Annotated in this window: 26 protein-coding genes; 18 read left to right on the top strand and 8 right to left on the bottom strand. The window is 65.0% G+C overall.

Annotation, left to right across the window (positions count from 1 at the left end; all coding sequences use genetic code 11):
• A partial coding sequence (locus tag AC1RRJ_RS20795) for an RrF2 family transcriptional regulator (protein ID WP_493126289.1) occupies positions 1-351 on the bottom strand: 351 nt, incomplete at its 3' end.
• 101 nt (positions 352-452) lie between these two features.
• On the opposite strand from AC1RRJ_RS20795, the gene AC1RRJ_RS20790 reads away from it, so the two are divergent.
• Positions 453-860: a group III truncated hemoglobin gene (locus tag AC1RRJ_RS20790; protein WP_493126263.1), complete on the top strand. Its 408-nt coding sequence runs from the start codon at positions 453-455 to the stop codon at positions 858-860.
• Between the two features lie 28 nt (positions 861-888).
• Here the strand turns inward: AC1RRJ_RS20790 and AC1RRJ_RS20785 are convergent, their stop codons facing one another.
• Positions 889-1044, bottom strand: coding sequence for a hypothetical protein (locus AC1RRJ_RS20785; RefSeq protein WP_493126261.1), 156 nt, complete (start codon positions 1042-1044; stop codon positions 889-891).
• A gap of 162 nt (positions 1045-1206) precedes the next feature.
• On the opposite strand from AC1RRJ_RS20785, the gene AC1RRJ_RS20780 reads away from it, so the two are divergent.
• On the top strand, positions 1207-1899 hold the full coding sequence (locus AC1RRJ_RS20780) for a Crp/Fnr family transcriptional regulator (protein WP_493126259.1): 693 nt from the start codon (positions 1207-1209) through the stop codon (positions 1897-1899).
• 1 nt (position 1900) lies between these two features.
• Here the strand turns inward: AC1RRJ_RS20780 and AC1RRJ_RS20775 are convergent, their stop codons facing one another.
• Positions 1901-2572 (bottom strand): OmpW/AlkL family protein, encoded by a 672-nt coding sequence (locus AC1RRJ_RS20775; protein WP_493126257.1) that lies wholly within the window; start codon positions 2570-2572, stop codon positions 1901-1903.
• A gap of 166 nt (positions 2573-2738) precedes the next feature.
• Here AC1RRJ_RS20775 and ccoN point away from each other — a divergent pair, with 166 nt between their 5' ends.
• From ccoN to hemN, 10 genes are read left to right on the top strand one after another with little or no spacing between them, the layout of a single operon-like run.
• Positions 2739-4397, top strand: coding sequence for a cytochrome-c oxidase, cbb3-type subunit I (gene ccoN, locus AC1RRJ_RS20770; protein ID WP_493126287.1), 1659 nt, complete (start codon positions 2739-2741; stop codon positions 4395-4397).
• 11 nt (positions 4398-4408) lie between these two features.
• On the top strand, positions 4409-5188 hold the full coding sequence (ccoO, locus tag AC1RRJ_RS20765) for a cytochrome-c oxidase, cbb3-type subunit II (protein ID WP_493126255.1): 780 nt from the start codon (positions 4409-4411) through the stop codon (positions 5186-5188).
• The gene (locus AC1RRJ_RS20760) at positions 5185-5343 is read left to right on the top strand and encodes a cbb3-type cytochrome oxidase subunit 3 (protein WP_493126253.1); all 159 of its coding nucleotides are present in this window, start codon (positions 5185-5187) and stop codon (positions 5341-5343) included. Before ccoO ends, AC1RRJ_RS20760 begins: the two co-directional genes overlap by 4 nt.
• The gene (gene ccoP / locus AC1RRJ_RS20755) at positions 5336-6304 is read left to right on the top strand and encodes a cytochrome-c oxidase, cbb3-type subunit III (RefSeq protein ID WP_493126251.1); all 969 of its coding nucleotides are present in this window, start codon (positions 5336-5338) and stop codon (positions 6302-6304) included. Before AC1RRJ_RS20760 ends, ccoP begins: the two co-directional genes overlap by 8 nt.
• A complete protein-coding gene (gene ccoG / locus AC1RRJ_RS20750; RefSeq protein ID WP_493126249.1) occupies positions 6291-7748 on the top strand; it encodes a cytochrome c oxidase accessory protein CcoG in 1458 nt (485 codons plus the stop codon). The genes ccoP and ccoG overlap by 14 nt, the downstream gene beginning before the upstream one ends.
• Complete coding sequence (locus AC1RRJ_RS20745) at positions 7745-8215, top strand: FixH family protein (protein ID WP_493126247.1); 471 nt, start codon at positions 7745-7747, stop codon at positions 8213-8215. The genes ccoG and AC1RRJ_RS20745 overlap by 4 nt, the downstream gene beginning before the upstream one ends.
• A 50-nt stretch (positions 8216-8265) precedes the next feature.
• Complete coding sequence (locus tag AC1RRJ_RS20740; RefSeq protein WP_493126285.1) at positions 8266-10335, top strand: copper-translocating P-type ATPase; 2070 nt, start codon at positions 8266-8268, stop codon at positions 10333-10335.
• On the top strand, positions 10332-10487 hold the full coding sequence (gene ccoS / locus AC1RRJ_RS20735; protein ID WP_493126245.1) for a cbb3-type cytochrome oxidase assembly protein CcoS: 156 nt from the start codon (positions 10332-10334) through the stop codon (positions 10485-10487). The genes AC1RRJ_RS20740 and ccoS overlap by 4 nt, the downstream gene beginning before the upstream one ends.
• A complete protein-coding gene (locus AC1RRJ_RS20730; protein WP_493126243.1) occupies positions 10484-10717 on the top strand; it encodes a hypothetical protein in 234 nt (77 codons plus the stop codon). The genes ccoS and AC1RRJ_RS20730 overlap by 4 nt, the downstream gene beginning before the upstream one ends.
• Before the next feature lie 60 nt (positions 10718-10777).
• Positions 10778-12085, top strand: coding sequence for an oxygen-independent coproporphyrinogen III oxidase (hemN, locus tag AC1RRJ_RS20725; protein WP_493126241.1), 1308 nt, complete (start codon positions 10778-10780; stop codon positions 12083-12085).
• Here hemN and AC1RRJ_RS20720 read toward each other — a convergent pair.
• Positions 12082-12315: an ACT-like domain-containing protein gene (locus tag AC1RRJ_RS20720; protein WP_493126239.1), complete on the bottom strand. Its 234-nt coding sequence runs from the start codon at positions 12313-12315 to the stop codon at positions 12082-12084. The two genes, hemN and AC1RRJ_RS20720, sit on opposite strands and share 4 nt — an antisense overlap.
• On the bottom strand, positions 12315-13367 hold the full coding sequence (locus AC1RRJ_RS20715) for a Glu/Leu/Phe/Val dehydrogenase family protein (protein ID WP_493126237.1): 1053 nt from the start codon (positions 13365-13367) through the stop codon (positions 12315-12317). Before AC1RRJ_RS20715 ends, AC1RRJ_RS20720 begins: the two co-directional genes overlap by 1 nt.
• A gap of 124 nt (positions 13368-13491) precedes the next feature.
• Between AC1RRJ_RS20715 and AC1RRJ_RS20710 the strand changes: the two genes are divergently transcribed.
• Positions 13492-13953: an Lrp/AsnC family transcriptional regulator gene (locus tag AC1RRJ_RS20710; protein ID WP_493126235.1), complete on the top strand. Its 462-nt coding sequence runs from the start codon at positions 13492-13494 to the stop codon at positions 13951-13953.
• Positions 13954-14050: 97 nt separating this feature from the next.
• Positions 14051-15076, top strand: coding sequence for an acyl-CoA dehydrogenase family protein (locus tag AC1RRJ_RS20705; RefSeq protein WP_493126233.1), 1026 nt, complete (start codon positions 14051-14053; stop codon positions 15074-15076).
• On the opposite strand, the gene AC1RRJ_RS20700 is transcribed toward AC1RRJ_RS20705, so the two are convergent.
• The gene (locus AC1RRJ_RS20700; RefSeq protein WP_493126231.1) at positions 15073-16203 is read right to left on the bottom strand and encodes an acyl-CoA dehydrogenase family protein; all 1131 of its coding nucleotides are present in this window, start codon (positions 16201-16203) and stop codon (positions 15073-15075) included. The two genes, AC1RRJ_RS20705 and AC1RRJ_RS20700, sit on opposite strands and share 4 nt — an antisense overlap.
• A gap of 48 nt (positions 16204-16251) precedes the next feature.
• The gene (locus tag AC1RRJ_RS20695) at positions 16252-17010 is read right to left on the bottom strand and encodes a helix-turn-helix transcriptional regulator (protein WP_493126229.1); all 759 of its coding nucleotides are present in this window, start codon (positions 17008-17010) and stop codon (positions 16252-16254) included.
• Positions 17011-17143: 133 nt separating this feature from the next.
• Between AC1RRJ_RS20695 and AC1RRJ_RS20690 the strand changes: the two genes are divergently transcribed.
• On the top strand, positions 17144-19600 hold the full coding sequence (locus tag AC1RRJ_RS20690) for a TonB-dependent receptor (protein ID WP_493126227.1): 2457 nt from the start codon (positions 17144-17146) through the stop codon (positions 19598-19600).
• Positions 19601-19621: 21 nt separating this feature from the next.
• Entirely contained in the window at positions 19622-20482 is an 861-nt protein-coding gene (locus AC1RRJ_RS20685; RefSeq protein ID WP_493126283.1) for an oxygenase MpaB family protein, read from the top strand.
• 12 nt (positions 20483-20494) lie between these two features.
• Here the strand turns inward: AC1RRJ_RS20685 and AC1RRJ_RS20680 are convergent, their stop codons facing one another.
• Positions 20495-21121: a TetR/AcrR family transcriptional regulator gene (locus AC1RRJ_RS20680; protein WP_493126225.1), complete on the bottom strand. Its 627-nt coding sequence runs from the start codon at positions 21119-21121 to the stop codon at positions 20495-20497.
• 83 nt (positions 21122-21204) lie between these two features.
• On the opposite strand from AC1RRJ_RS20680, the gene AC1RRJ_RS20675 reads away from it, so the two are divergent.
• Positions 21205-22632 carry an efflux transporter outer membrane subunit gene (locus AC1RRJ_RS20675; RefSeq protein ID WP_493126224.1) on the top strand — a complete coding sequence of 476 codons (1428 nt, stop codon included), beginning with the start codon at positions 21205-21207 and terminating at the stop codon, positions 22630-22632.
• A complete protein-coding gene (locus AC1RRJ_RS20670) occupies positions 22632-23780 on the top strand; it encodes an HlyD family secretion protein (protein WP_493126281.1) in 1149 nt (382 codons plus the stop codon). The genes AC1RRJ_RS20675 and AC1RRJ_RS20670 overlap by 1 nt, the downstream gene beginning before the upstream one ends.
• The last annotated feature ends 1 nt before the right edge of the window (position 23781 follow it).

The following is a 23781-nucleotide window of genomic DNA, read 5'->3' as shown; positions in this document are numbered from 1 at the left end:
TACCGCCATGAACGCTGCAAGCGCCTCCGCCAGCGCCCCCGTCAGACCACACGCCGGCGATATCACGCAGGAACCGCAATCGACGAGGTCGAAGCCGTCCTCCGTGTGGCGCACCACCTCACCAATGTTGATGTCGGAACAGACCCGCGCCAGACGTATCCCTCCGAAACGGCCTCGCACGCTTTCCACATAGCCCGCCTGCACCAGATCACTCACCACCTTCATCAGATGATTTTGTGAAATATCATAGTCCCGAGCAATCGCCGCAATCGAACTCAGACGATCGATGGGCTGGGCGCCCAGATAGAGCAGTACACGCATCGCATAGTCGGTGTAGCGCGTCAGGCGCATCGTAAATTCCCCAATCCCGTTTGACGGATTAATATGCATTTTTGTTGCATGTATCAACCGCTCGGTATAGATGCATTGCATATGCATGATTGGATCGAAGCGTGAATGGCAGCAGCGAAATCGATGAAGCCGGCCTAGCGCGGCTGATCCCTATCTTTTATGATCGTGTGCGTTCCGACGCCGAACTTGGCCCGCTTTTCAATGCCGCAGTGGACGACTGGCCTGAGCATCTGGATCGCCTCGCCGCTTTCTGGTCATCGGTGATGCTGACGACCGGCCGCTACAAGGGCAGCCCGATGGCCGCTCACCTGAAGCACAAGGCGCATATCAGCCCGGCGCTGTTCGAGCGCTGGCTTACACTTTGGTCGGAGGTAACTGATGAGGCGATGTCCCGCGCCGCAGCGGTAGCGCTTCAGGCGAAGGCAGCGCGTATCGCCGAAAGCCTGCAACTTGCGCTGTTTTTCCGTCTTGATGATCCCGTCGGCGACGCGACCCGCCGGGCGGGTTGAAGCCGTGCGCCGATCGGGTGGAAATGGCCTATTTCCTGTCCAGCCGGGAAGCCGCTTGTCGCAATCGGTTCTCGCGCAGCGCCAATTCCTCGTAACGGCACAGCGGCACCGGCGTCGCTGCGCCGGTTTTATGGCTGCGGGCGTGATCGGTGGCCTTGTCCTTGAGCTTTGTCCCGTCGTTCATGGCGTTTCTCTTAGCCCTATCCAAAGGGGCGTGGGCATTTCATCGTATCGCGATTGGCATCATTGCGCCACAATGCGATGCCAAGCGCGTTGGTTTCGATCATGGATCGCTGCCGGGACAAGTTTACCCCGGCGTGGCGGCCCCATTTTGTAGAGAGCGAGTGTGACCGATTGTTCCTCCTGCGTCGTGCGAAACCGCGCGATTTGTGCCAGCCTTGACGCTGATGAACTCGTTCTGCTCGGTAAGATGGGGCGCCGCCAGCGCGTGAAGGCGGGGCATACTTTGCTTTGGGAGGGGGATGATGCGCCGGTAGTGGCGAACGTTCTCGATGGCGTGTTGAAGCTGGTGGTCGCGACCGCCGACGGGCGCGAGCAGATTGTCGGGGTTGTGTTCCCGTCGGATTTCATCGGCCGCCCGTTCGGCAAGACCAGCCCGTATAGCGTCACCGCGATGACCGACGCCGAAGTATGTATCTTCAACCGCAACAGTTTCGACAGCTTCGCGAGTTCGCACCCCGACCTTCAACAGAAATTGCTCCGCCGCACGCTCGACGAGCTCGACCGCGCGCGGCACTGGATGATGCTGCTCGGGCGCAAGTCGGCGTCGGAGAAGGTGGCGTCCTTCCTGCTCGAAATGTCCGAACGCCTGTCGGGGCAGGGATGCGATGCGGGTGCGCTCGACACGGGGTTCGAGCTGCCTTTCGGGCGTCAGCAGATCGCCGACATATTGGGGCTGACGATCGAGACGACGAGCCGCCAGCTGACCAAAATGCGCGCCGTGGGGGTGCTCGACCTGCCGTCGCGCCGCGAGGTCGTGATCAACGACCGCGCGGCGATGGTGGTTATGGCAGGCTGACTCAGAAGCGGAAGCCTAGGCCTGCGCTGACCACCCACGGATCGAGCTTGTGCCGCGTGCGCAGCACTTCGGTCGACCCCGCAAACCAGCGGGCGGTCGGCCGCAGGAAGTAGCGCTTGGCGTCGAGCGCCACCGAGAGACCCTTGTCATTGACCGGAATATCGATCCCGGTCTGCAGTGCGAGCCCGAGTTTGTCGTTCATCTTTTGCCGCGTCGCACCGAGCGCTGCCGCCCCAGTGCCGGGCTTCTCGTCGATGAAGATGAAGTAGCTCGGGCCGGCGCCGACATAGGGCTGGATTCCGCCCTCTTTGCCGAAATGATATTTGAGGGTCAGCGTCGCAGGGACGATCTTTGCGTCGGACACCAGCCCCGCGCCAGCGAGCGCGCCGCGCCCGACGACATCATGCTGGGTCACCCCGGCGATCGTTTCGATCGAGATATGGTCCGCGACAAAATATTCGACGGCGATCGTCGGGATGACATTGTCGTCGGCCTTGGTCTGGACGCCCGCGGGTAGCCCGATCGCGTCGAGCTTCACATCCTTGAGCTTGCCGTCGGGGGCGACCAGCGTCGCGAGTATCTTGACCTGCACATCGCCGCTCTTTGCGGCGGCTTGTCCGGGCAACGCCAGCGCGGCAGCCAGAGCGGTAAGGGGGAGAGACTTGGGTATCATGATTTGGCTCCTCGGTTGATGGAGCCCTTCTGATCCGGTGCGCCGGGCGCCGCATTGATGCGGCGCAACAAATTCGTTGATCCAGGTCAATGTATCCCCCGAGCCAAACGCCCATGGCGATCCCATCCACGCAGCAGAGGGCTGCGCCAAATGGGGTATTGCGATGATCGACGGTCTGGTTTTCAAGGCGGGGGGCTGGCTGGCACTGGCCTTGCTGGCGCTGGTGGCGGCCGCGCTGGCCGTCGATGCGCCCTTTGCCGTGCACATGGTCATCGTCGCCGTCGCCTGTCTTGCGGCGCTGTGGTTCTCGGTCTCGCGCGCCGACTATGGCGCAGCGGCACGCGGCGTGCTGCAATCAACCGCCGATGAGCGCTCCTATGACGATGATCCGATCCGCTGGGGCGTCATTGCGACCCTGTTTTGGGGTGTCGCGGGCATGGCGGCGGGGCTGTTCATCGCGCTTCAGCTCGCCTTTCCGGCGCTGAACCTCAATTGGGAATATACGACCTTCGGGCGGCTGCGGCCGCTCCACACCTCGGCGGTGATTTTCGCCTTTGGCGGCAATGCGCTGATCGCGACCAGCTATTATGTCGTGCAGCGCACCTGCCGCGCCCGGCTCGCCTTTCCGACGCTCGCGCGCTTCGTCTTCTGGGGATATCAGCTGTTCATCGTGCTGGCCGCGACCGGCTATCTGATGGGCGTCACCGCGGCCAAGGAATATGCCGAACCCGAATGGTATGTCGACCTGTGGCTGACGATCGTCTGGGTCGCCTATCTGGTCGTGTTCGTCGGCACGATCGTCAAGCGCCGTGAACCGCATATCTATGTCGCCAACTGGTTCTACCTGAGCTTCATCATCACCATCGCGATGCTCCACATCGTCAACAATCTGGCGCTGCCCGCCAGCTTGCTCGGATCGAAAAGCTATGCCGCTTTTGCGGGGGTGCAGGATGCGCTGACCCAATGGTGGTACGGCCATAATGCGGTCGGCTTCTTCCTGACCGCCGGCTTCCTCGCGATGATGTATTATTTCGTGCCCAAGCAGGCCGAGCGCCCGGTCTACAGCTATCGCCTGTCGATCCTGCACTTCTGGTCGCTGATCTTCCTCTATATCTGGGCGGGGCCGCACCATCTTCACTATACCGCGTTGCCCGACTGGGCGCAGACGCTGGGCATGGTCTTTTCGATCATCTTGTGGATGCCCAGCTGGGGCGGGATGATCAACGGGCTGATGACGCTGAACGGTGCGTGGGACAAGATCCGCACCGACCCGATCATCCGCATGATGGTGATGGCGCTCGCTTTCTACGGCATGAGCACCTTCGAAGGCCCGATGATGTCGATCAAATGGGTCAACTCGATGTCGCATTATACCGACTGGACGATCGGTCATGTCCATTCGGGCGCGCTCGGCTGGAACGGCATGATCACCTTTGCCTGCGTCTATTATCTGGTGCCGCGGCTGTGGGGTCGCCCGCGCCTTTACAGCCTGCGCATGGTCAACTGGCACTTCTGGCTCGCGACGGTGGGGATCGTTTTCTACGCCGCGTCGATGTGGGTCGCGGGGATCATGCAGGGCCTGATGTGGCGCGAATATGGGGCCGACGGTTATCTCGTCTACAGCTTCGTCGAAAGCGTCGCCGCGATGCACCCGATGTATCTGATCCGCGCCGCGGGCGGGGCGATGTATCTCGCCGGCTTCCTGATCATGGTCTTCAACGTCTGGGCGACGCTCAGCGGCAGGGTCCGTGCCGAAAAGCCGATGACCGAGACCCCGTATAACGCCGCAGCGGACCGTCCGCTCGCGCCCGTTCCCGCTGAATAAGGAGCCAGGCAATGGCCAGTGAAAAAGCCGCAAAGCGCTTCAGCCACAAACGCATCGAACGCAACGTCACCCTCCTCGGCGCGCTCGCGCTGATCACGGTGACGATCGGCGGGATCGTCGAGATCGCACCTTTGTTCTGGATCGACAATACGGTGGAGAAGGTCGACGGGATGCGGCCTTACACCCCGCTCGAGCTTGCCGGGCGCAACATCTATATGCGTGAGGGTTGCTATACCTGTCACAGCCAGATGATCCGCCCGTTCCGCGACGAGGTCGAACGCTATGGCCATTACAGCCTCGCCGCCGAGAGCATGTACGACCATCCCTTCCAATGGGGATCGAAGCGGACCGGGCCCGACCTCGCGCGTGTCGGCGGCCGCTATTCGGACGAATGGCATCGCGCCCACCTGATCGATCCGCGCGCCGTGGTGCCCGAATCGATCATGCCGCCCTATGCCTTTCTGGCCGAACGCGATCTTCAGACCGGCGATATGCGCGGCGACCTGACCGCATTGTCGCGGCTGGGTGTGCCGTACAGCAAGGCGTCGATTGCGGCGGCGAACGACGATGTGATCGCGCAGGCGGATCCCGACGCCGGCCGCGGCGCCGAGCTTCAGAAGCGCTATCCCAAGGCGCAGGTGCGCGATTTCGACGGCGATCCGGCGCGGATCACCGAAATGGATGCGCTGGTCGCCTATCTCCAGATGCTCGGCACGCTGGTCGACGTCGACAAGGCGGCGCCGCAGGAACAGGCGGCTGCGCCCGCGCCCGCCGCGGAGAAGGCGCCATGAACTATAATGATCTGCGACATTTCGCCGACAGCTGGGGGCTGCTCGCCATGGCGATCCTGTTCCTCGGTCTGGTTGCGTGGCCATTCCGCAAGGGCGCGCGGCGCCGCAATGAAGAGGCCGCGCGGATGATCTTCAAGGACGACGAACATGGCTGAATCCGACAATTTTCCGGCCTCCGCCGGAGGGAAACGCATCGACGAAGCCACCGGCACCAGCACGGTCGGGCATGAATGGGACGGGATCGAGGAACTCGATACGCCGATGCCGCGCTGGTGGCTGTGGACCTTCTATGCGACCATCGTCTGGGCGCTCATCTATGTCGTTCTTTATCCGGCGTGGCCGCTGGTCAACAGCGCAACGACGGGTGTGCTCGGCTGGACCAGCCGGGGCGAGCTGGAAAAGGAAATGCGCGCCGACGCCGCGCGCCGCGCGCCGATCGTCAACGCGATTGCCGCGACGCCGATTGCCGATCTGACCGCCAGGCCCGAACTGATGCGCGCGGCGGTGCAGGGCGGCAGCGCCGCGTTCAAGGTCCATTGCGTCCAGTGTCACGGCGCGGGCGGGGCCGGGGTCGCGAAACTTTACCCCAGCCTGACCGACGATGACTGGCTGTGGGGGGGGGATCTGACCAGCATCGCCTATACGGTCGAGCATGGCATAAGGAACCCCGACCATAAGGCAACGCGGACCAGTCTGATGCCCGCATTCGGGCGCGACGGGATTCTCGATGCGAAAGCGATCGCCGATGTCGTCAGCCATATTCGCGTTATCAGCGGACAGGAAAAGCCGGGCGCGTCGGCGACACGGGGGGCGACGGTGTTCGCGGACAATTGCGCCGTTTGTCATGGCGCGAAGGGCGAAGGCGACCGCAAGGTTGGCGCACCGAAGCTGACCGACGCGATCTGGCTGTACGGCGGCGACCGCGCCAGCCTGACCGCGACGATCGAAGCGCCGCGCAATGGCGTGATGCCGCGCTGGGGCGAACGGCTCGACCCGGTGACGATCAAGATGCTGACCGCCTATGTCTATTCGCTCGGTGGCGGCGAGAAGCCGGCACCCGCGCTGACGCCCGCAGCAAGCGAAGCGAAAGATTTGGGAGCCAATGGCCAGCGCTGACCTTCTCGCCGATCCGCCTCCGCCGCTCTATGAAGCGCGGAAGGGCGTTTACCCCAAAAAGGTGGACGGTCCCTTTCGCCGCTTCAAATGGGCGATCATGGGGATTGCGCTGGCGATCTATTATGGCACGCCGTGGATCCGCTGGGACCGCGGACCCTATGCGCCCGATCAGGCGGTGCTCGTCGATCTGGCGAACCGGCGTTTCTACATGTTCCAGATCGAAATCTGGCCGCATGAATTTTACTATGTCGCGGGCCTGCTCATCATGGCGGGGATCGGGCTGTTCGTCGTCACCAGCGCGGTCGGCCGCGCCTGGTGCGGCTATGCGTGCCCGCAGACGGTGTGGACCGACCTGTTTCAGCATGTCGACCGGCTGGTCGACGGCGATCGCAACGCGCAAATCAGGCTCGCGAACGGGCCATGGACGGCGGAGAAGATCGCCCGGCGGACGATCAAATATGCGATCTATCTGACCATCGCCTTTTGGACCGGCGGGGCGTGGATCATGTATTTCGCCGACGCGCCGACGCTGACCCGCGAATTCTGGAGCGGCGACGCGGCGCTGGTCGCTTATGGGACGGTCGCGGTGCTGACCGCGACGACCTTCGTCCTCGGCGGTTTCCTGCGCGAGCAGGTGTGCGTATATATGTGCCCCTGGCCGCGCATCCAGACCGCGATGATGGACGAAAAGTCGTTGCTCGTGACTTATAAGGACTGGCGCGGCGAGCCGCGCGGCAGTGTCAAAAAGGCGCAGACACATCCCGGCGCGTTCGGCGACTGCATCGACTGCAACCAGTGCGTCGCGGTGTGCCCGACCGGGATCGATATTCGCGAAGGGCCGCAGATCGGCTGCATCACCTGTGCGCTATGCATTGATGCGTGCGACGGCGTGATGGCGCAGGTCGGTCGCCCACGCGGGCTGATCGATTATTGCACGCTTGACGATGTGGCGGCCGAGAAGGCCGGAGGAACGGCACAGCCTATCCGAAAGACATTGTTGCGCCCACGTACCCTGATCTATCTGGGGATATGGAGCGCGATCGGCGCCGCGATGCTCTTCTCGCTGGGGCAGCGCACCCGGCTCGACCTCGCCGTCCAGCACGAGCGCAGCCCGCTCTATGTCCAGCTGTCCGACGGGATGATCCGTAACAATTACACGCTGAAGCTGCGCAATATGGAAACGCGGCCCCGGCGCGTCGAAGTGACAGTGAGCGGCCTCGATGGCGCGCAGTTGTGGACCGAGGCAGGATCGCGCGAAGAGGCCGCGCAGCGTGTCGAAATATCGCTGCCGCCCGACAGCGTGACGCCGGTGAAATTGTTCATCGCCGCCCCCGGCAAGGGGCCGGCGCGGCAGGATTTCACCATCGCGACGCGCGGGCTCGACGGCAAGGAGCGCGGCGACAGTGACACCATCCAGTTCGACCGGCCGGAGACAGCAGAATGACCGACAAGCCGACGCCCCGCGCCTTCACCGGCTGGCACATGACCGCGATCCTCGTCGGCTTTTTCGGGGTGGTGATGACGGTCAATTTCGTGATGGCGCATTTCGCGATGTCGACCTTTGGCGGCAAGGTCGTCGAGAACAGCTATGTCGCGAGCCAGCATTATAATGAATGGCTCGCGCGCGCCGACGCGCAGGACCGGCTGGGGTGGGAACGCACCGTCAGGGTTGATCGCGACCGGCACGTTCGGCTGGCATTCCGCAAGGGCGGCATGCTGCTCGAAGGCATGGGCGTTGCGGCGACGATTGCTCATCCGCTCGGCCGCGCGCCGTCGCGACCGATGCGCTTCGAGGTCGGCATGGACGGGACGCTGCGGTCGGCCGAGGCGCTGCCTGCGGGGCGCTGGCGGCTTGATCTGAGCGTCCGCCATGCCGCCGACGAAGCGCGCTACCGGATTGACCTGAGGTGAGCGCCGTCGCGGCCACCTCTTTCATCGGCCGCGATTTCGCGGTGCCCGGTATGCGCTGCGCGGGCTGTATCGCAAAGCTCGAGCAGGGTTTGGTCCGCGACCATCGGATCGTTGCGGCGCGCGTCAATTTCACCGAAAAGCGCGTGCATCTGTCGTGCGCGCCCGATGCCGAAACCCCCGACCTGATCGGCGCTTTCACATCGCTGGGGTATGAGGCGCATCCGATCGGGGGTGGCAATGAAGGCGCCGAAGCCGAGGCCGCTACCAGCCGCGAGCTGCTGCTCGCGGTGGGTGTCTCGGGCTTTGCGATGATGAACATCATGCTGCTCTCGGTCTCGGTCTGGTCGGGCGCCACCGGAGCGACGCGCGACCTGTTCCACTGGCTGTCGGCGCTGATCGCCTTGCCGGCCGTCGCTTATGCCGGGCGGCCTTTCTTCCGTTCGGCGTGGGGGGCGCTGCACCACGGCCGGACCAATATGGACGTGCCGATTGCGATCGGGGTGCTCATCACGACCGCGCTCAGCCTCTACGAGACCGCGACGAGCGGCCCGCACGCCTATTTCGACGGCGTCGTGATGCTCATCTTCTTCCTGCTCTGCGGGCGCTGGCTCGACAGCGTGATGCGCGACCGCGCGCGCGGCGGTGTGACCGCGCTGCTGCGGAATATGGGCTCGGGCGCGATGGTGGTCGAGGACGGTGGCGCGAGCCGTTGGGTCGAAGCTACCGCGCTCGAACCCGGCATGGTGATGCTCGTCGCGGCGGGTGAGCGGCTCGCTGCCGACGGCACCGTCATCGCGGGCGCGAGCCAGATCGACCTGTCGCTGCTTACCGGCGAAAGCGCGCCGCAGCGTGTTGGTGTCGATGACCGGGTCCACGCCGGGACGCTCAATCTCGATGCGCCGGTGCGGGTGAAGATCACCGCAGCGGGTACCGGCACCGCGATCGCCGACATTGCGCGGCTGATGGGCGAGGCGGCGCAGGGCAAGTCGCGCTATGTCCGCATCGCCGACCGTGCGGCGCGCTTCTATGCCCCGGCGGTTCATGCGCTGGCGTTGCTCGCCTTCGTGGGCTGGATGGTCGCGGGAGCGGGCTGGCATCACAGCATGTTGATCGCGGTCGCGGTGTTGATCATCACTTGCCCCTGCGCGCTCGGCCTCGCGGTGCCGGCGGCGCAGATCGTCGCGGCGGGCGAATTGATGCGCGTCGGTGTGCTGATCAAGGACGGTTCGGCGCTCGAACGGCTGGCCGACGTCGACCGTGCGCTGATCGACAAGACGGGGACGCTGACCCTTGGGCGACCGGTTGCGACGAACCTCGATGCAGTCGGGCCGGCAGTGCGTCCGCTGCTGCTCGCACTGTCGCAGGCGAGCCGCCATCCGTTGAGCGCGGCGCTGACGTGCGACCTCATCGCGATGGGTGTCGGCCCGGAACCGGTCGAGGCGGTGAGTGAAACGCCGGGTTTCGGTATGGAGGCGATATGGCAAGGGCATCGGGTCACGCTTGGGCGTCCCGCCACAGCTGTTGGGGACAAGGAACTGGCGACGCAGCTTGCGATCGACGGCGATCCGGTCGCGACGATCCACTTTACCGACCAGCTTCGCCCGGACGCGCGCGCGACGGTCGACGCCTTGCGTGCCGAGGGCATTGCGCCGACGATCCTGTCGGGCGACCGCGCTGAAGCCGTCGCGCCGGTCGCGCGCGCGCTGGAGCTGACGGCGCAGACGGGGATGAGCCCGCAGGACAAGCTGGCAGCGATCGCGCGGCAGAGCGGGGCGGGGCACAAGGTGTTGATGATCGGCGATGGTCTCAACGACGGGCCCGCGCTCGCGGCGGGCTATGCGTCGATGGCGCCGGGATCGGCGAGCGACGTGGGCAAGAATGCCGCTGACTGCATTTTCCTCGGCGACCGGATGATGCCGGTTGTGCAGGCGGTGCGCATGGCGCGGCGGACGCAGGCGATCGTGCGGCAGAATTTCACCCTCGCGATCGGCTATAATGTCATCGCGGTGCCGCTGGCCTTCCTCGGTTATGTCACCCCGCTGGTTGCGGCGATCGCGATGTCGGGTTCGTCGCTGATTGTTGTCGGTAATGCGCTGCGTTTGAAAAGGGCGCTCCGGTGAACGGCTTGCTCTTCCTCATTCCTGTCGCACTGTCGCTCGGTTTGATGGGGCTCGCGGCCTTTTTCTGGTCGCTGCGCCGGGGGCAATATGACGATCTCGACGGCGCCGCGCTGCGCATCTTTGTCGAGGATGAAGAGGAGGAGGCGCCGTGACGATGCTGCGCGCCTGTGCCGGGCTGATTGCGGCTGCCGGCCTTGCGCTCGCTCCACTGGCGAGCGACGCGCGGATGCTGGTCATCCCCGACTGCGGCGCGGGCAGGCATATGCTTTTCGTGCCGATCGAGCCGGGCCGGGGGGACGACCGCGATTGCGCCAAGCCTTGCCATGCCGTCACCGACCGGCGCAGCAAGTCGCCGGGGCAAAGGAAAAATTGCTGCGTCTGATCGCCGCCGCCTTTGACCTGCATCAATGTTGCGGTCGGGCGAACGGCCTAGATCATCGGCATGTGGACCTATTACCCCGAATTGCTCGCACGGCCGGTGCCGCGCTACACCAGCTATCCGACCGCGCTCGAGTTTGGCGATGATGTTGGCGCCAGCGCCTACGCTCGGGCGCTCGAACACGTCGAATCGGCGACGCCGTTGTCGCTCTATGTCCACATTCCCTTTTGCGAACGGATTTGCTGGTATTGCGGCTGCAACACCGGCGCGGCGGGGCGCAAGCAGCGGCTGACCGACTATCTGGCGACGCTGCATGCCGAAATCGGTGCGGTGGCGAAAAGGCTCGGCGGGCGGGGGCGGGTGCAACATATCGCCTTTGGCGGCGGAAGCCCAAATGCGGTCGCTCCCGTTGATTTCGTCCGCTTGCTCGACCGTCTCCTCACGGCCTTCGACGCCAGCAAACCCGATATTTCGATCGAGCTCGACCCGCGCAACTTCACCGCCGAATGGGCGCTGGTGCTCGCCGCGTCGAACGTCGGCCGGGTGAGCATGGGGGTGCAGACTTTCGCGCCGCATATCCAGCAGGCGATCGGGCGCATCCAGCCGCTTGCCGATATCGAGGCTGCGGTCGCGGCGCTGCGGTTGCGCGGGATCGACGCGATCAATTTCGACCTGATGTACGGCCTGCCCGGGCAGAGCCTGGGCGATCTCGATACGACGCTCGACGAAACGATCCGCATCGCGCCCAGCCGGATCGCGCTGTTCGGCTATGCGCATCTCCCGGCGATGATCCCGCGTCAGCAGCGGATCGACGCCAGCAACCTGCCCGATGACCGGCTGCGTTTCGAACAGGCGGCGCATGGTTTCGAGCGGCTGACCGCGGTGGGCTATGTTCCGGTCGGCTTCGACCATTTTGCGCGGCCCGAAGACAGTCTGGCGATCGCCGCCGAAGCGGGGCGGGTGAACCGGAATTTTCAGGGTTTCACCGCGGACGATGCGCCCGTCCTGCTCGGCTTCGGGGCCAGCGCGATCAGCAGGCTGCCCGACCTGATCGTGCAGAATGAGAAAAAGGCCGGGCCGTATCGCGACCTGCTCGCGTCGGGGATGCTACCCGCGACGCGCGGCGTGCGGCTGGGTGCCGAGGACCAATGGCGCGGAAATGTCATCAAGGAGATCCTCTGTCAGGCGCGTGCCCGCTTTGATGGCGACCGCGTCGCCGCGGCGCGGCAGGCGCTATCGGGCTTTGAGGCGCGGAAGCTGATCCGGTGGGACGGTGACGAACTGGTCCTGTGTGCGGGATCGCAGCCCTATGCCCGGCTGATCGCCGCCGCGTTCGACCGGCACCGGAATGTGGCGATTGCGGCGGCCTAAACTGGCGCCGCGACCCGGGCATCAAGGATCGCAAAAACCTCGCACAGTTTCGCCGCGATGACGTTCGCGCGGGCCGGTTCGAGGCCCGGCACCGCGACCTCTATCTCCATCCGCTCGCCCGCGACGCGCATTATCATCTCGGTCGGGATGATCGCGCGCTGCGCGAAGAAACCGGCGATGCGCGGCAGCGATTGCGGGTCGACCAATGCGTCTATTTGGAACCGCGACATCAGGCCGCCGCGCGCTGGGCGCCAGCGATCACATGCTCGGCCATTTCGTCGGCGACGACCGCAGGCGACATTTTCTCGCGGGCAGCGCGTTCGAGGATTGCGGTGACCCTGGGAGCGATTTCGGCGACGCGCGCCGCGACATCGCTTTCGTTCTCGCCCAGATATTCGGCCGAGACGCTGATGATGCCGCCGGCGTTGACCACATAATCGGGGGCATAGGTGATCCCGCGCTGGACCAGCAGCGCGGCGATTTCGGGGCTTGCGAGCTGGTTGTTCGCGGCGCCGCACACCAGCTTCGCCTTCAGTCGGCCGACATTGTCCTGATCGAGCGCGCCGCCGAGTGCGCAGGGTGCGAAGATATCGGCTTCCACCCCTGCGATGTCGTCGACATGGACGACGCGGGCACCCAGAATGTGCGCCAGCCGGTCGCGCCGGGCCGGATTGGGGTCGGAGACGATCAGTTGTGCGCCGGCATCGGCGAGGCGTCGGCAGAGGTCGGCGCCGACATTGCCGGTGCCCTGCACCGCGACGGTCAGCCCCGAAAGGTCGCGGCCGAGCGCGAAGGCGGCGGCGGCCTGCATTGCCTCGAACACCCCGCGCGCAGTCCAGGGCGACGGATCACCGCCGGCGCGGCCTTCGGTGGAGGGCAGTCCGGCGACATGGCGCGTCATGGTCGCGACCTCCTGCATGTCGGCGACCGAGGTGCCGACATCCTCGGCGGTGACATAGCGGCCGCCCAAATCCTCGACCGCGCGCCCGAACGCCTGGAACAGCGCGGCACGGTCGAAATCGCCCGCGGGCCTGCGCAGTACCGCCTTGGCGCCGCCGAGCGGCAACCCGGCGAGCGCATTTTTATAGCTCATGCCCTCGGCCAGCCGGACCGCATCGGCGAGCGCCGCGTCCCTGTCGGCATAGCTCCAGAGGCGGCATCCCCCGGCGCCCGGTCCCAGGGCGGCCGAATGAATGGCGATCACGCCGTCGAGGCCGCATTTCGGATCGTGCAGGCGGACGCACTCCATGGGCGGGTGCAGACGGGCAAGACGGGTGACCATGAAACTCTCCTTTGGGCAATGCCGGGCTTATCGCATTTGCGCTGGGGACAATCTTGCTCGCTTTGTTGGCATATGGGGCAGGTTTGGGATATTCAGGCCCAATTTATGAAGATATGGGAACGAAATGACCGATCTTGATAGTTTTGAGCTGAATATCCTCCGCGAATTGCAGCGCGACGCGAATCAGACGACGGCCGAGATTGCCGAGCGCGTCGGGCTGTCGTCGTCGCCCTGCTGGCGCCGTATCGATCGCCTCGAACGCGATGGCTTTATTCGCAAGCGTGTGGCGATCGTCGACCGGCGCAAGGTCGGGCTTAACGCGCATGTCTTTGCGCAGGTGAAGCTTAATGCGCATGGCCGCGCCAACCTCGACGAGTTCAGCGCGGCGCTCCGCTCCTTTCCCGAGGTGCTTGACGCCTATGTCTTGATGGGGGCGATGGATTTCATGCTGCGCATCGTCGCGAAGGATATCGACGCTTATGAAAGCTTTTTCTTCGAGCGGCTGAGCAAGCTGCCCGGGATTCAGGAGATCAACTCGACCGTCGCATTGTCCGAAATCAAGTCGACGACCGAGTTGCCGCTCTGACCACCTGCCACGCTCGTCAGCTAGCGGGGCTTTGCGGTGCACCGCATGGAATGGGCATGACGCACGACATATCGAAGCATGGCGCAGGGACGCCGACATGACCGGTCTCGATCTGCCGCTTGGCGCGCCGCAGCAGATGCTGCGCGACAGCCTGCAACGCTTTCTGGCCGACAACCCGCGGCCGGATTGGCGGCAATTGACCGACGAGCTGGGACTGGGCGGCATTGCGGTGCCCGAGGCCGCAGGCGGTTTCGGTGGCGGGCCGGGCGACATCGCGCTGGTGATGGCCGAGCTTGGCCCCGCGCTCGCGGGCGCCGACTGGCTTTCGCATGCGGCCGCGACGATGCTGATTGCAGAGGCCGCGCCCGGTCTTGCTGTGCTTGCCGATCTGGCGGCCGGGCGACTGCGGGCGGCGATCATCTGTCCGGCCTCGGCGTCGGCTATGCCACGGGTCGAGCGCGGGGATGGCGGCTGGATCGTCGGCGGCACGGCAACATTGGTCGCGGGAGCGGCGGAGGCCGATCTTTTCGTTCTGGCCGATAGCGCTGCGATCCTGTTGATCGCCGCCGACCATGCGAAAGTCGAACGGCGCGCGCGCGTCATGCACGACGGCAACACGAGCGCCGATCTGGGATTTGCGCTCGCATCGTCTGATGTCGCGCTGCTGGCGGAGGGCGAAGCGGCGGATGTACGCGCGGCCTGGATCAACGATATGGTGCTCGCCGCGCGCTGCGCCGAGGCGGTCGGGTTGATGCAGCGCATGCTGGGTAACAGCGTCGAATATCTGGGGCAGCGGCGACAGTTCGGCACGGCGATTGGTGCGTTTCAGGTGCTGCGCCACCGCGTCGCCGATATGCAATTGGCGTTGATGAAGGCGACCGCTTTGACCGAGATCGCCTTGCTTTCGCTGGACGGCGCCGAGCGCGACGCGGCGGTGAGCGCGGCTTGCGTCGAAATATGCGATGCCGTTCGCGTCGTCGGCGAGGGCGCGGTGCAAATCCACGGGGCGATGGGGCTGACCGAGGAGTTGAGCCTCGGCCGCTATTTCAAGCGTTCGCTCGCGATTGCGGCGGCGCTGGGGTCGGCCGGTCAGTTGGCGCGCTTCGCCGAAGCTGCCGCCTAGCCGAGCAGGATGCGCGCGACGAGATCGCGCTGGATCTCGTTCGATCCTGCATAGATGCTCGCCGCGCGGTCGTTGAGGTAGCGCGGGACCGCGATGGCGAGTTCGGCGGGTGTCTGTCCGTCGGCCTCGGCCCACGCCGCGTGTCCGGCAATATCGCACGCGAGATTGTCGATCCGCTGCGCGCTGTCGGTCCCCATGATCTTGAGCGCCGAGGCGTAAAGCGCCGCGCTGCCACCCAGCCCACGCATTGCCTTGATTTCGAGCGCCTGCAGCGCGCGCAGGTTGATCGCCTCACGGTCGAGCCGCGCGCGCTGGATGGGATCGATGCCGTCGCGTGCGCGCAGCCGTTCAAGGCGCCCGATCAAGCCCGGCGCATATTTGCCGCCACGCTCGAAGGTTAACAGATGCTTCGCGACCGACCAGCCTTCATTCTCGGCGCCGAGCCGGTTCGCCTGCGGGACTCGGACATCGTCGAAGAAGACCTGATTAAGCTCATGGTCGCCGGCGAGGGTGCGGATCGGCTCGACGGTGATGCCGGGGGTCGTCATGTCGAGCAGCAGGAAGCTGATTCCCGCCTGCGGCTTGCCCTCGTTCGAGGTGCGGACGAGGCAGAACATGCGGTTCGCGAAATGGGCGTGGGTGGTCCAGATTTTTGAGCCGTTGAGGACATAGTCACTGCCGTCGGGCGTCGCGCGCAATTGCAGCGCGGCGAGGTCCGATCCCGCGCCGGGCTCCGAAAAGCCCTGACACCAATAATCCTCGCCCGACAGGATGCGCGGCAGATAGTGCGCCTGCTGGTCGGGGCTGCCATAGTGCATGATGACGGGCGCGACCATTTTGAGCCCCATCGGGGCGAGGTTCGGAGCGCCAGCGCGCGCGCATTCGGCGGCGAAGATATAGCGCTGGGCCTCATTCCAACCGGGACCGCCAAAGGCCTCGGGCCAGTCGGGTGCGGCCCAGCCGCACGCGTTCAATATGCGTTGCCAGGGGAGCGATACCGCAGGGTCCATGAACACGCTTGTCGCGCGGCTGGCTGCGTGGTGCAGCTCGTCGGGGAGATGCTCCGACAGAAAGGTGCGTATTTCGTCGCGAAAGGCGGCAAGTTCAGGGTCGTTCAGCATGTCCATGCTGCGATCTTTACGCCGCGCGGCGCGCGGGCCAAGCTGACGAACGCGTCAGGCGGTACGCGCGCCGACAAAGCCCAGCCCGGCGGCGAGCTGGATCGATTGTGCGCGGCCGGTCGCGCCCAGCTTGGCGGCGGCGTTGCGCAGGTGAAAGCGCACCGTCGATACTGACAGCGTCAGGATGGTGCCGATTTCGCCGTCGGTTTTGCCCGCCGCCGCCCAGCGCAGGCATTGGACTTCGCGGCGGGTTAGGATCTGCGGGACCGTCGCGTTGCGCGGCCGGTCTCGCGCCTCATTGTGCGTCGCGACGAGTTGCAGCGCGAGGGTGTGCAGCCGCTCGGCATGGTCGGCGAACAGCGCCGCGACGCCCACAGGTTCGCGCGAGCACCAGACCACCGCGCCGACGAGGCCGCGCGGCAGATGAACGGGGGCGATGATCGCTTCGCCCAGATGCGGGCTTTCGCGGACCTGGCTGCAATCGACCGCGTCGAGCAGGCCGGTCGGGCGCCAACTGCTCAGCGCGCCGTCGCTGTAATAAAAGGGTTCGGCGACCAGCCGGGCGGCGGTCAGGAAGGGGATGTGCAGCGCGAGCTTGCGGTCGCGCCAATATTCATGCGCCGGGTCGATCCACGCGAAACTGGTGACGGCATAGGGGTGGCCTTCCTCATCGGCCATCGGTTCGGGGTCGCCGAGATCGGCCTGCGCCGCGATATAGCGCAGGCCGATCGCATCGCCCGCGGCCTGCACCGCAGCGATCATCGCCGGAAGCCTCGACCAGCACAGCGCCTGATAATCTGTCACGCGGACCATTTCCCCAAAACCATCCTGCCACAGATGACAGCTTGTTGATCGCCGGGCAATAATCTCATCTGTCAGGGTCCGGCTGGAACGACGCTCGCACAAAGACGAGCCGCGCGACAAGCCGATTGAGGGAGGATTGACCATGACGGCATATCGACTTTTCCTGCTTGCGGGCACCGCTGCCAGCCTTGCGTTCGCGACCCCGGCCTTCGCCGCTGACGCTGCGGCGGATGGTGCAGCAAGCTCTGCGCCGGTCGAGGGGGAGATCATCGTCACCGCGCAGCGCCGCGCCGAATCGCTCAATGATGTCGGGATGGCGATCCAGGCAGTCGATGGCCAGACGCTCGAAAATCTGCGCGTCACCGACGTTCGCGACCTGACCGCGGTCGCGCCGAGCTTCACCGTCTCGCAAAGCTATCAGGGGGTGCCGACCTATACGCTGCGCGGCATCGGCTTCAACACGATCAACCTGTCGTCGACCTCGACCGTCGGCACCTATGTCGATGAAGTTTCCTATGCCTATCCGATCATGAACACCGGGCCGGTGATGGACCTTGAGCGCGTCGAAATCCTGAAAGGACCGCAGGGCACGCTCTATGGCCGCAACACGACCGCGGGGCTGATCAACTTCATTACGGCCAAGCCGACCGACAGTTTCGGGGGCAGCATTCGCGCCGACCTTGGCAATTATCAGACCTGGAATATCGGCGGTCATATCTCGGGCCCGCTCGCCGAAGGCCTTTCGGCGCGCGTAGCCTTCCGCAGCGAAAATAGCGACAAGGGCTGGCAGGTCAGCAACTCGCGCGGCGAGCGGCAGGGTGAGGTCGAGAAGCTGGGCGTGCGCGGTTCGCTTGCCTTCGATCCCGGTCCGGGCACCCATTTCGACCTGTCGGTGACGTGGTGGCAGAACAAGTCCGATACCGTGGTCGGGCAGGGGATCGGCTTCACGCCCGCGACAAATCCGGTCGGCGGCACGAGCAATTCGCGCTTCTTCAACACGCCGGGCCTCGCCACCTATCTGGCGAATAATTTCCCGACCAGCGCCCGTCAGGCCGATTGGGCGCCCGAGGCGCAGCGGTCGGCGGATATCGGCACCGGACTGGGGCTCAAGGGGCCGCTTGCCGAGGATAATCGCTTCTGGGGCCTCAAGCTGCGCTGGGATCAGGATCTGGGCGACACGATGAAGCTGGTTTCGCTCACCAGCTATAATGACTTCAAGCGCAACGCGCTGTCCGACTGGAGCGGCGCGCCGTTCGAAATATTGCTCCAGAACACCGTCGGCCGGATCAAGAGCTTTGCCCAGGAACTGCATGTCGAGGGCGAATCGGGACCGGTCACATGGCTCTTCGGCGGCTATTACGCGAAGGACCGCATCCTTGATTCCAACCGCACGATACTGGGGCAGAACGCCAACCCCCGGTTGATTCGCGCTGCCGGGATTCCGCTGCTGGCGTCGCCGTTCAATTCGGGCGGCTACACCGCGCTGCAACTGTCGCAGGCGTTTCGCACCTTTCAGGATATCGGCCGGATCAATACGACGACGTGGAGCGTCTTTGCCAATGGCGACTGGCAGCTCGCCGATCAGCTGAAACTGACCGCGGGGGTTCGCTACACGCAGGACAAACAGCACTATAATGGCTGCTCGCGCGACGTGAACGGCAATATGCTGCCCAACGTCAATGTCGTGAACCGCGCGCTCTATACCCAAACCTATGGCAGGACCCCGCCGGAGATTACGCAAGGCCAGTGTAACACCTTCAACCCCGTGAGCAACACGTTCGGCGAGGTGAAGTCGGTACTCGATGAGGATAATGTCGCCTGGCGCGTGGCGCTCGACTGGTCGCCGAACGACGATACCTTGCTCTATGCCTCTGTGTCGCGCGGCTACAAGGCCGGGACGACGCCGGTCAACACGGCCAGCACCGCGCGGCAGAATGCGTCGGTGAAGCAGGAGCAGCTGACCGCCTATGAAGTCGGGGTGAAGGCGACGCTCGCCGACCGCATGGTGCAAGCGAATCTGTCGGCTTTTTACTACGATTACCGCGACAAGCAGATCAGCACCTATTTTGCCGATCCGATCTACACTGCGCTGTCGCGGCTCGATAATGTCCCCAAGTCCAAGGCCTATGGCGTCGAGGGCGAACTGATCGTCCGGCCGATGCAGGGGGTCAGCATTTCGACTAGCGCCTTGTGGCTGAAGACGCGGGTCATCGACTATGACGGCACCAACGCCGCCGGGCAGCCCGAGAATTTCGACGGGGCCGAGTTCATCTACAGCCCGAAGTTCCAGGGCAGCATCACGCTCGCCTATGATACGCCGGCCACCGACACGATCGATGCCTTCGGCGCGATCAGCGCGCGGTACCAGAGCAAGTCGAACACGATTTTCGAGGATATCGACCTCTACAAGGTCGATGCCTATGGTACGGTCAACGCCAGCGTCGGGCTTCGCGACGAAAGCGGCTGGTCGGTGTCGCTGTGGGCGAAAAACCTGTTCGACAAATATTACTGGTCGGCGGTGTCTAGCAACGCCAATGTCGTCGTGCGTTTCGCCAATCAGCCGCGGACTTATGGCCTGACCGTCGGTCTCGATTTTTAAGAGGAGCGCTTGCAGGTGGAGATGGCGCAGGACAGCTATATGGGGACCGCGGTCGATTTCACCGCGCCTGTTGGCGAGCCTGCGCTGCTCGCCCCCGACAGCGTCCAGTGGCGCGTCTATAAAAACCAGATCGCGCTGGGGATCGGGGGCATCGCTGCGGTGCTGCTGGAGTTTGCCGAGCCGCGTATCCGCAGCGGGGTGTGGGACCATTCGACCTACAAGGCCGACCCGATCGGCCGGTCGAGGCGCACCGGGCTGGTCGCGATGCTGGCCTGCTATGGCCCCGCAAGTACCGCCCGGGCGGCGATCGGCAGCGTCAACCGGCTCCATGGCAAGGTGAAGGGCGAAACCCCGGACGGCGAAAAATATCGCGCTATGGATCCGGTGCTGCTCGACTGGGTCGCGGCGACCGCCTCCTATGGCTTTTTGACGGCCTATGACCGCTTCGTTCACCCGCTAAGCGATGCCGACAAGGATCGTTTCATGCGCGATAGCGCGGCGATCGGCCGTGAATTCGGCGCGCGGTATACGCCGCCGACGATCGATGCTTTCATGGATATGATGGCGGTGCTCGAGCCGCGGTTCGAGCCGCACCCGATCATCTTCGAATTTCTCGACATCATCCAGTCGGGTCGCGCTGCGCCGAATGTGCCGCGCTTCCTGCACCGCGCAATCGCGCGCGCGTCGGTGTCGCTGCTTCCCGATCATATCCGCCAGCGGCTCGACCTTGGCGCGCGCTTCGATCTGACGCGCCTCGATCGCATGGCGCTCAGACTCGCCGGACGACTGGCCGACCGGCGCGCCGATCCCCAATCGCCGCCGTGTCAGGCGAGTGCGCGCATGGGGCTGCCCCATGATTATCTCTATCGCCGACAAGGCTGACGGAGCGGCTCCTCAGCCGTTCGTTTCGGGCCTCCACGCACGATAGAAAGTGTCGATTGCGGCCTCGATCTCGGCGGCGACGCGCTTGCGATTGCGGTCGCGCCCTTCCGGCAGGCTGAGGACCGCCTGATAATAGAGTCCCGACTGACACAGGCCGGACAGATGATAGACCGCCTGCATCGGGTCGCCCATGCGCAGTTCGCCCATCACCATTTTCTCTCCTATCCACGCGGCGATGCGCGCCTTTCCGCGGCGTGGGCCGCGATCGTAGAAGGTTTCTGCGAGATGCGGGAAACGCTCGGCCTCGCCGACGACAAGGCGATACAGCGCGAGCATGGTCGGCGACAGGAGCGTGTTCATCAGCACATTGCCAAAATGGCCGAGTACGTCGACTACGGGCTGGTCGAGCGGCAGTTCGACCAGCAGCGCCGCGCCATAATGGCCGACGATATCGTCGACGACCGCCGCGAACAAATCCTCCTTCGACGGAAAATAGGTCCACAAAGTCGTCTTTGATCCGCCGACCTTGCTCGCGATCGACGACATCGTCGTACCGGCATAGCCATTCGCGAAGAACAGCTCGCGCGCCGCATCGACGAACGCCTTGCGGCGCGCGGCGGCGGCATCATCCAAAGCCACCGTACTGTCTGGTATCATTTCGATTGACAACGCATTCTCCGAAGTTCAGACGCACATGATACCAGATAGTATCGTTGGATTCCATGGCCCGGTTCATTTATCTCACAACCGCTGTTTTTGGCCTGCTCGCGGGCTGCGCCGCCGTTCCCGATCTGGGGCCGGCGCCGGTTCCGGCTGCGCCCGAGTCGCTGGCATCGACCGCCTCCTTTGCCGATGCGCGGGGCGAGTGGCCCGCTGGGGGCTGGTGGCGGAGTTTTGGCGACGCGCAGCTTGATGCGTTGATCGAAGAGGGGCTGAAAGGTTCGCCCGATGTCGCGATTGCCGCGGCGCGGGTGCGTGCCGCCGATGCGATGGCGCGGCAGGCGGGCGCGGCGCTCGCGCCGCGTGTCGGCGTCGAGGGTAGTGCGGGCGGTGTCCAGCAAAGCAAGAATCTGGGCATCCCGCCCGCTTTTGTGCCCGACGGCATTCAGGATACCGGGCATGTCGCGGCGACCTTTTCCTTCGATCTCGACCTGTGGGGCCGCAATCGCGCGGCGCTCGCGGCGGCGACATCGGAGGCAGAGGCCGCGCGGGTCGATGAAGCGCAGGCGCGTTTGATGCTGACCACCGGCATCGCGGCGGCCTATGCCGATCTCGCGGGCTATCATGCCGCGCTCGACGTTGCGAATGAGGCGGTGCGGATACGCGGTGCGACCGCCGGCCTGTCGGCGGCGCGGGTGCGCGCCGAAATCGAGAATCGCGCGGCCGAGCGCCAGGCCGAAAGCCGCGCAGCGTCGGCGCGCGCCGATATCGCCGCGCTCGACGAAGCGATTGCGGGGACGCGCAACCGGCTGGCGGCGCTCGTTGGTGCAGGTCCCGATCGCGGGCTTTCGATCGTGCGGCCAACACTTTCCCGTGCGACGGTGGGATTGCCGCCGGAGGCGGGAATCGGCCTGATCGGCCGGCGCCCCGATATCGTTGCGGCGCGCCTGCGGGCTGAGGCAGCGACGAAGCGCATCGATGTCGCGCGCGCCGATTTCTATCCGAACATCAGCCTGTCGGCGCTCGTCGGCTTGCAGTCGCTGGGGCTCTCCAACCTGTTCAGCGCGGGGTCCGAATATGGCAATGGCGGGGCTGCGATCAGTCTGCCGGTTTTTGACGGCGGGCGCCTGCAGGGCCGCTATCGCGGCGCACGGGCGGACTATGACGTGGCGGTCGCGACCTATGATCGTACGTTGATCGGCGCGTTGCGCGATGTTGCCGATATCGTGGCAAGCCGCACTGCCAACGCGCGTCAGCTTGCCGGCCGGCGCGAGGCGCGGGCCGCGGCGGGTGAGGCCGCGAAGCTCGCAGGTCTCCGCTATCGCGCGGGCCTGTCGAACCAGCTCGAACAACTCACCGCCGAAGACAGCCTCGTCGCTTTGAGTCGCGCGGTCGCCGATCTTGAGGCGCGGCAGCTGTCGCTCGACATCGCACTGATCCGGGCGCTCGGCGGCGGATATCAGGCGCAAAATATCACAGGAGACATATGATGGCCGACAATACGGCTGCGATCGAAACCGAGGCTCTCCCCGCCACCGACGAAGCGCGCGGCGCCAAACGCAACAAGATGCTCCGCATTCTCGCGCTCGTCGTGCTCGCCGCCGCGCTCATTTGGGGCGCATGGTATTTTCTGACCCAGTCCGGACGTGTGCACACCGACAATGCCTATGTCGGCGCCGATTCGGCCGTGGTCACCGCGCTTGTTTCGGGGCCGGTGAAGGAAGTGCGCGTCGCGGGTACGCAGGCGGTCAAGAAGGGCGATATTCTCGTCATTCTCGACGACAGCGATGCGAAGCTCGCGCTTGCTGACGCCGAAGCGACGCTGCGACAGGCGCGCCAGCGCTACGGGCAGGCGGGTGCGAATGCGGATGCGGCGCGGGCACGGGTCTCGGCGCGCGGCGCCGATATCGCCCAGGCACAGGCGCGGCTGCGCGACGCCAATGCGATGGTCGCGAAGGCGCGCGCCGAACTGGCGCGGCGCGAGAGCATTGCCGGTACCGGCGCGGTGTCGGGCGAAGATCTGGCCGCGGCCCGCGCGGCGTTCGTGTCGGCGACCGCGTCGCGCGATCTGGCGGCGGCTGGTATTGCGTCGGCCGAAGCGACGCGCGGGTCGGCGAGCGGCGATCTCGGTGCCGCCGAAGCGCTGGTGCGCGGGACGACGCTCCAGACGGCGCCTGACGTGGCGGCGGCGCAGGCCCGGCTCGAGAAGGCACAACTCGATCTCGTGCGCACGGTGATCCGCGCCCCGGTCGACGGCATTGTGACGAACAAGCAGGTGCAGATCGGACAGCGTATCGCGGCGGGCGCGCCGATCATGACGATCGTCCCGATCGATACCGCCTATGTCGACGCCAATTACAAGGAAAGCCAGTTTGAGGATATTCGTATCGGTCAGCCGGTCGAGCTCACCTCGGACTATTATGGCGGCGATGTCGTTTTTCGCGGCAAGGTCGTCGGCATCGCCGGCGGTACTGGCGCGGCTTTCTCGCTGATCCCCGCACAGAATGCGACGGGCAATTGGGTGAAAGTTGTGCAGCGCCTGCCGGTGCGTATCGCGCTCGATCCCAAGGAGCTGAAGGCGCATCCGCTGCGCGTCGGGCTGTCGATGGAAGCCACGATCGACACGCGCGGGAATTGAG

Source organism: Sphingopyxis sp. GW821-FHT12C06 (genome assembly GCF_058807415.1).
This window is presented reverse-complemented; position numbering and strand designations above follow the sequence as displayed.

Excerpts from the sequence above, each read along its gene's own strand:
- AC1RRJ_RS20785 (WP_493126261.1), bottom strand. The coding sequence starts at position 1,044 with ATGAACGACGGGACAAAGCTCAAGGACAAGGCCACCGATCACGCCCGC.
- AC1RRJ_RS20775 (WP_493126257.1), bottom strand. The coding sequence starts at position 2,572 with ATGATACCCAAGTCTCTCCCCCTTACCGCTCTGGCTGCCGCGCTGGCG.
- ccoO (WP_493126255.1), top strand. The coding sequence starts at position 4,409 with ATGGCCAGTGAAAAAGCCGCAAAGCGCTTCAGCCACAAACGCATCGAA.
- AC1RRJ_RS20760 (WP_493126253.1), top strand. The coding sequence starts at position 5,185 with ATGAACTATAATGATCTGCGACATTTCGCCGACAGCTGGGGGCTGCTC.
- ccoP (WP_493126251.1), top strand. The coding sequence starts at position 5,336 with ATGGCTGAATCCGACAATTTTCCGGCCTCCGCCGGAGGGAAACGCATC.
- ccoG (WP_493126249.1), top strand. The coding sequence starts at position 6,291 with ATGGCCAGCGCTGACCTTCTCGCCGATCCGCCTCCGCCGCTCTATGAA.
- AC1RRJ_RS20745 (WP_493126247.1), top strand. The coding sequence starts at position 7,745 with ATGACCGACAAGCCGACGCCCCGCGCCTTCACCGGCTGGCACATGACC.
- AC1RRJ_RS20740 (WP_493126285.1), top strand. The coding sequence starts at position 8,266 with ATGCGCTGCGCGGGCTGTATCGCAAAGCTCGAGCAGGGTTTGGTCCGC.
- hemN (WP_493126241.1), top strand. The coding sequence starts at position 10,778 with ATGTGGACCTATTACCCCGAATTGCTCGCACGGCCGGTGCCGCGCTAC.
- AC1RRJ_RS20720 (WP_493126239.1), bottom strand. The coding sequence starts at position 12,315 with ATGTCGCGGTTCCAAATAGACGCATTGGTCGACCCGCAATCGCTGCCG.
- AC1RRJ_RS20715 (WP_493126237.1), bottom strand. The coding sequence starts at position 13,367 with ATGGTCACCCGTCTTGCCCGTCTGCACCCGCCCATGGAGTGCGTCCGC.
- AC1RRJ_RS20710 (WP_493126235.1), top strand. The coding sequence starts at position 13,492 with ATGACCGATCTTGATAGTTTTGAGCTGAATATCCTCCGCGAATTGCAG.
- AC1RRJ_RS20705 (WP_493126233.1), top strand. The coding sequence starts at position 14,051 with ATGACCGGTCTCGATCTGCCGCTTGGCGCGCCGCAGCAGATGCTGCGC.
- AC1RRJ_RS20700 (WP_493126231.1), bottom strand. The coding sequence starts at position 16,203 with ATGGACATGCTGAACGACCCTGAACTTGCCGCCTTTCGCGACGAAATA.
- AC1RRJ_RS20695 (WP_493126229.1), bottom strand. The coding sequence starts at position 17,010 with ATGGTCCGCGTGACAGATTATCAGGCGCTGTGCTGGTCGAGGCTTCCG.
- AC1RRJ_RS20690 (WP_493126227.1), top strand. The coding sequence starts at position 17,144 with ATGACGGCATATCGACTTTTCCTGCTTGCGGGCACCGCTGCCAGCCTT.
- AC1RRJ_RS20685 (WP_493126283.1), top strand. The coding sequence starts at position 19,622 with ATGGCGCAGGACAGCTATATGGGGACCGCGGTCGATTTCACCGCGCCT.
- AC1RRJ_RS20675 (WP_493126224.1), top strand. The coding sequence starts at position 21,205 with ATGGCCCGGTTCATTTATCTCACAACCGCTGTTTTTGGCCTGCTCGCG.
- AC1RRJ_RS20670 (WP_493126281.1), top strand. The coding sequence starts at position 22,632 with ATGGCCGACAATACGGCTGCGATCGAAACCGAGGCTCTCCCCGCCACC.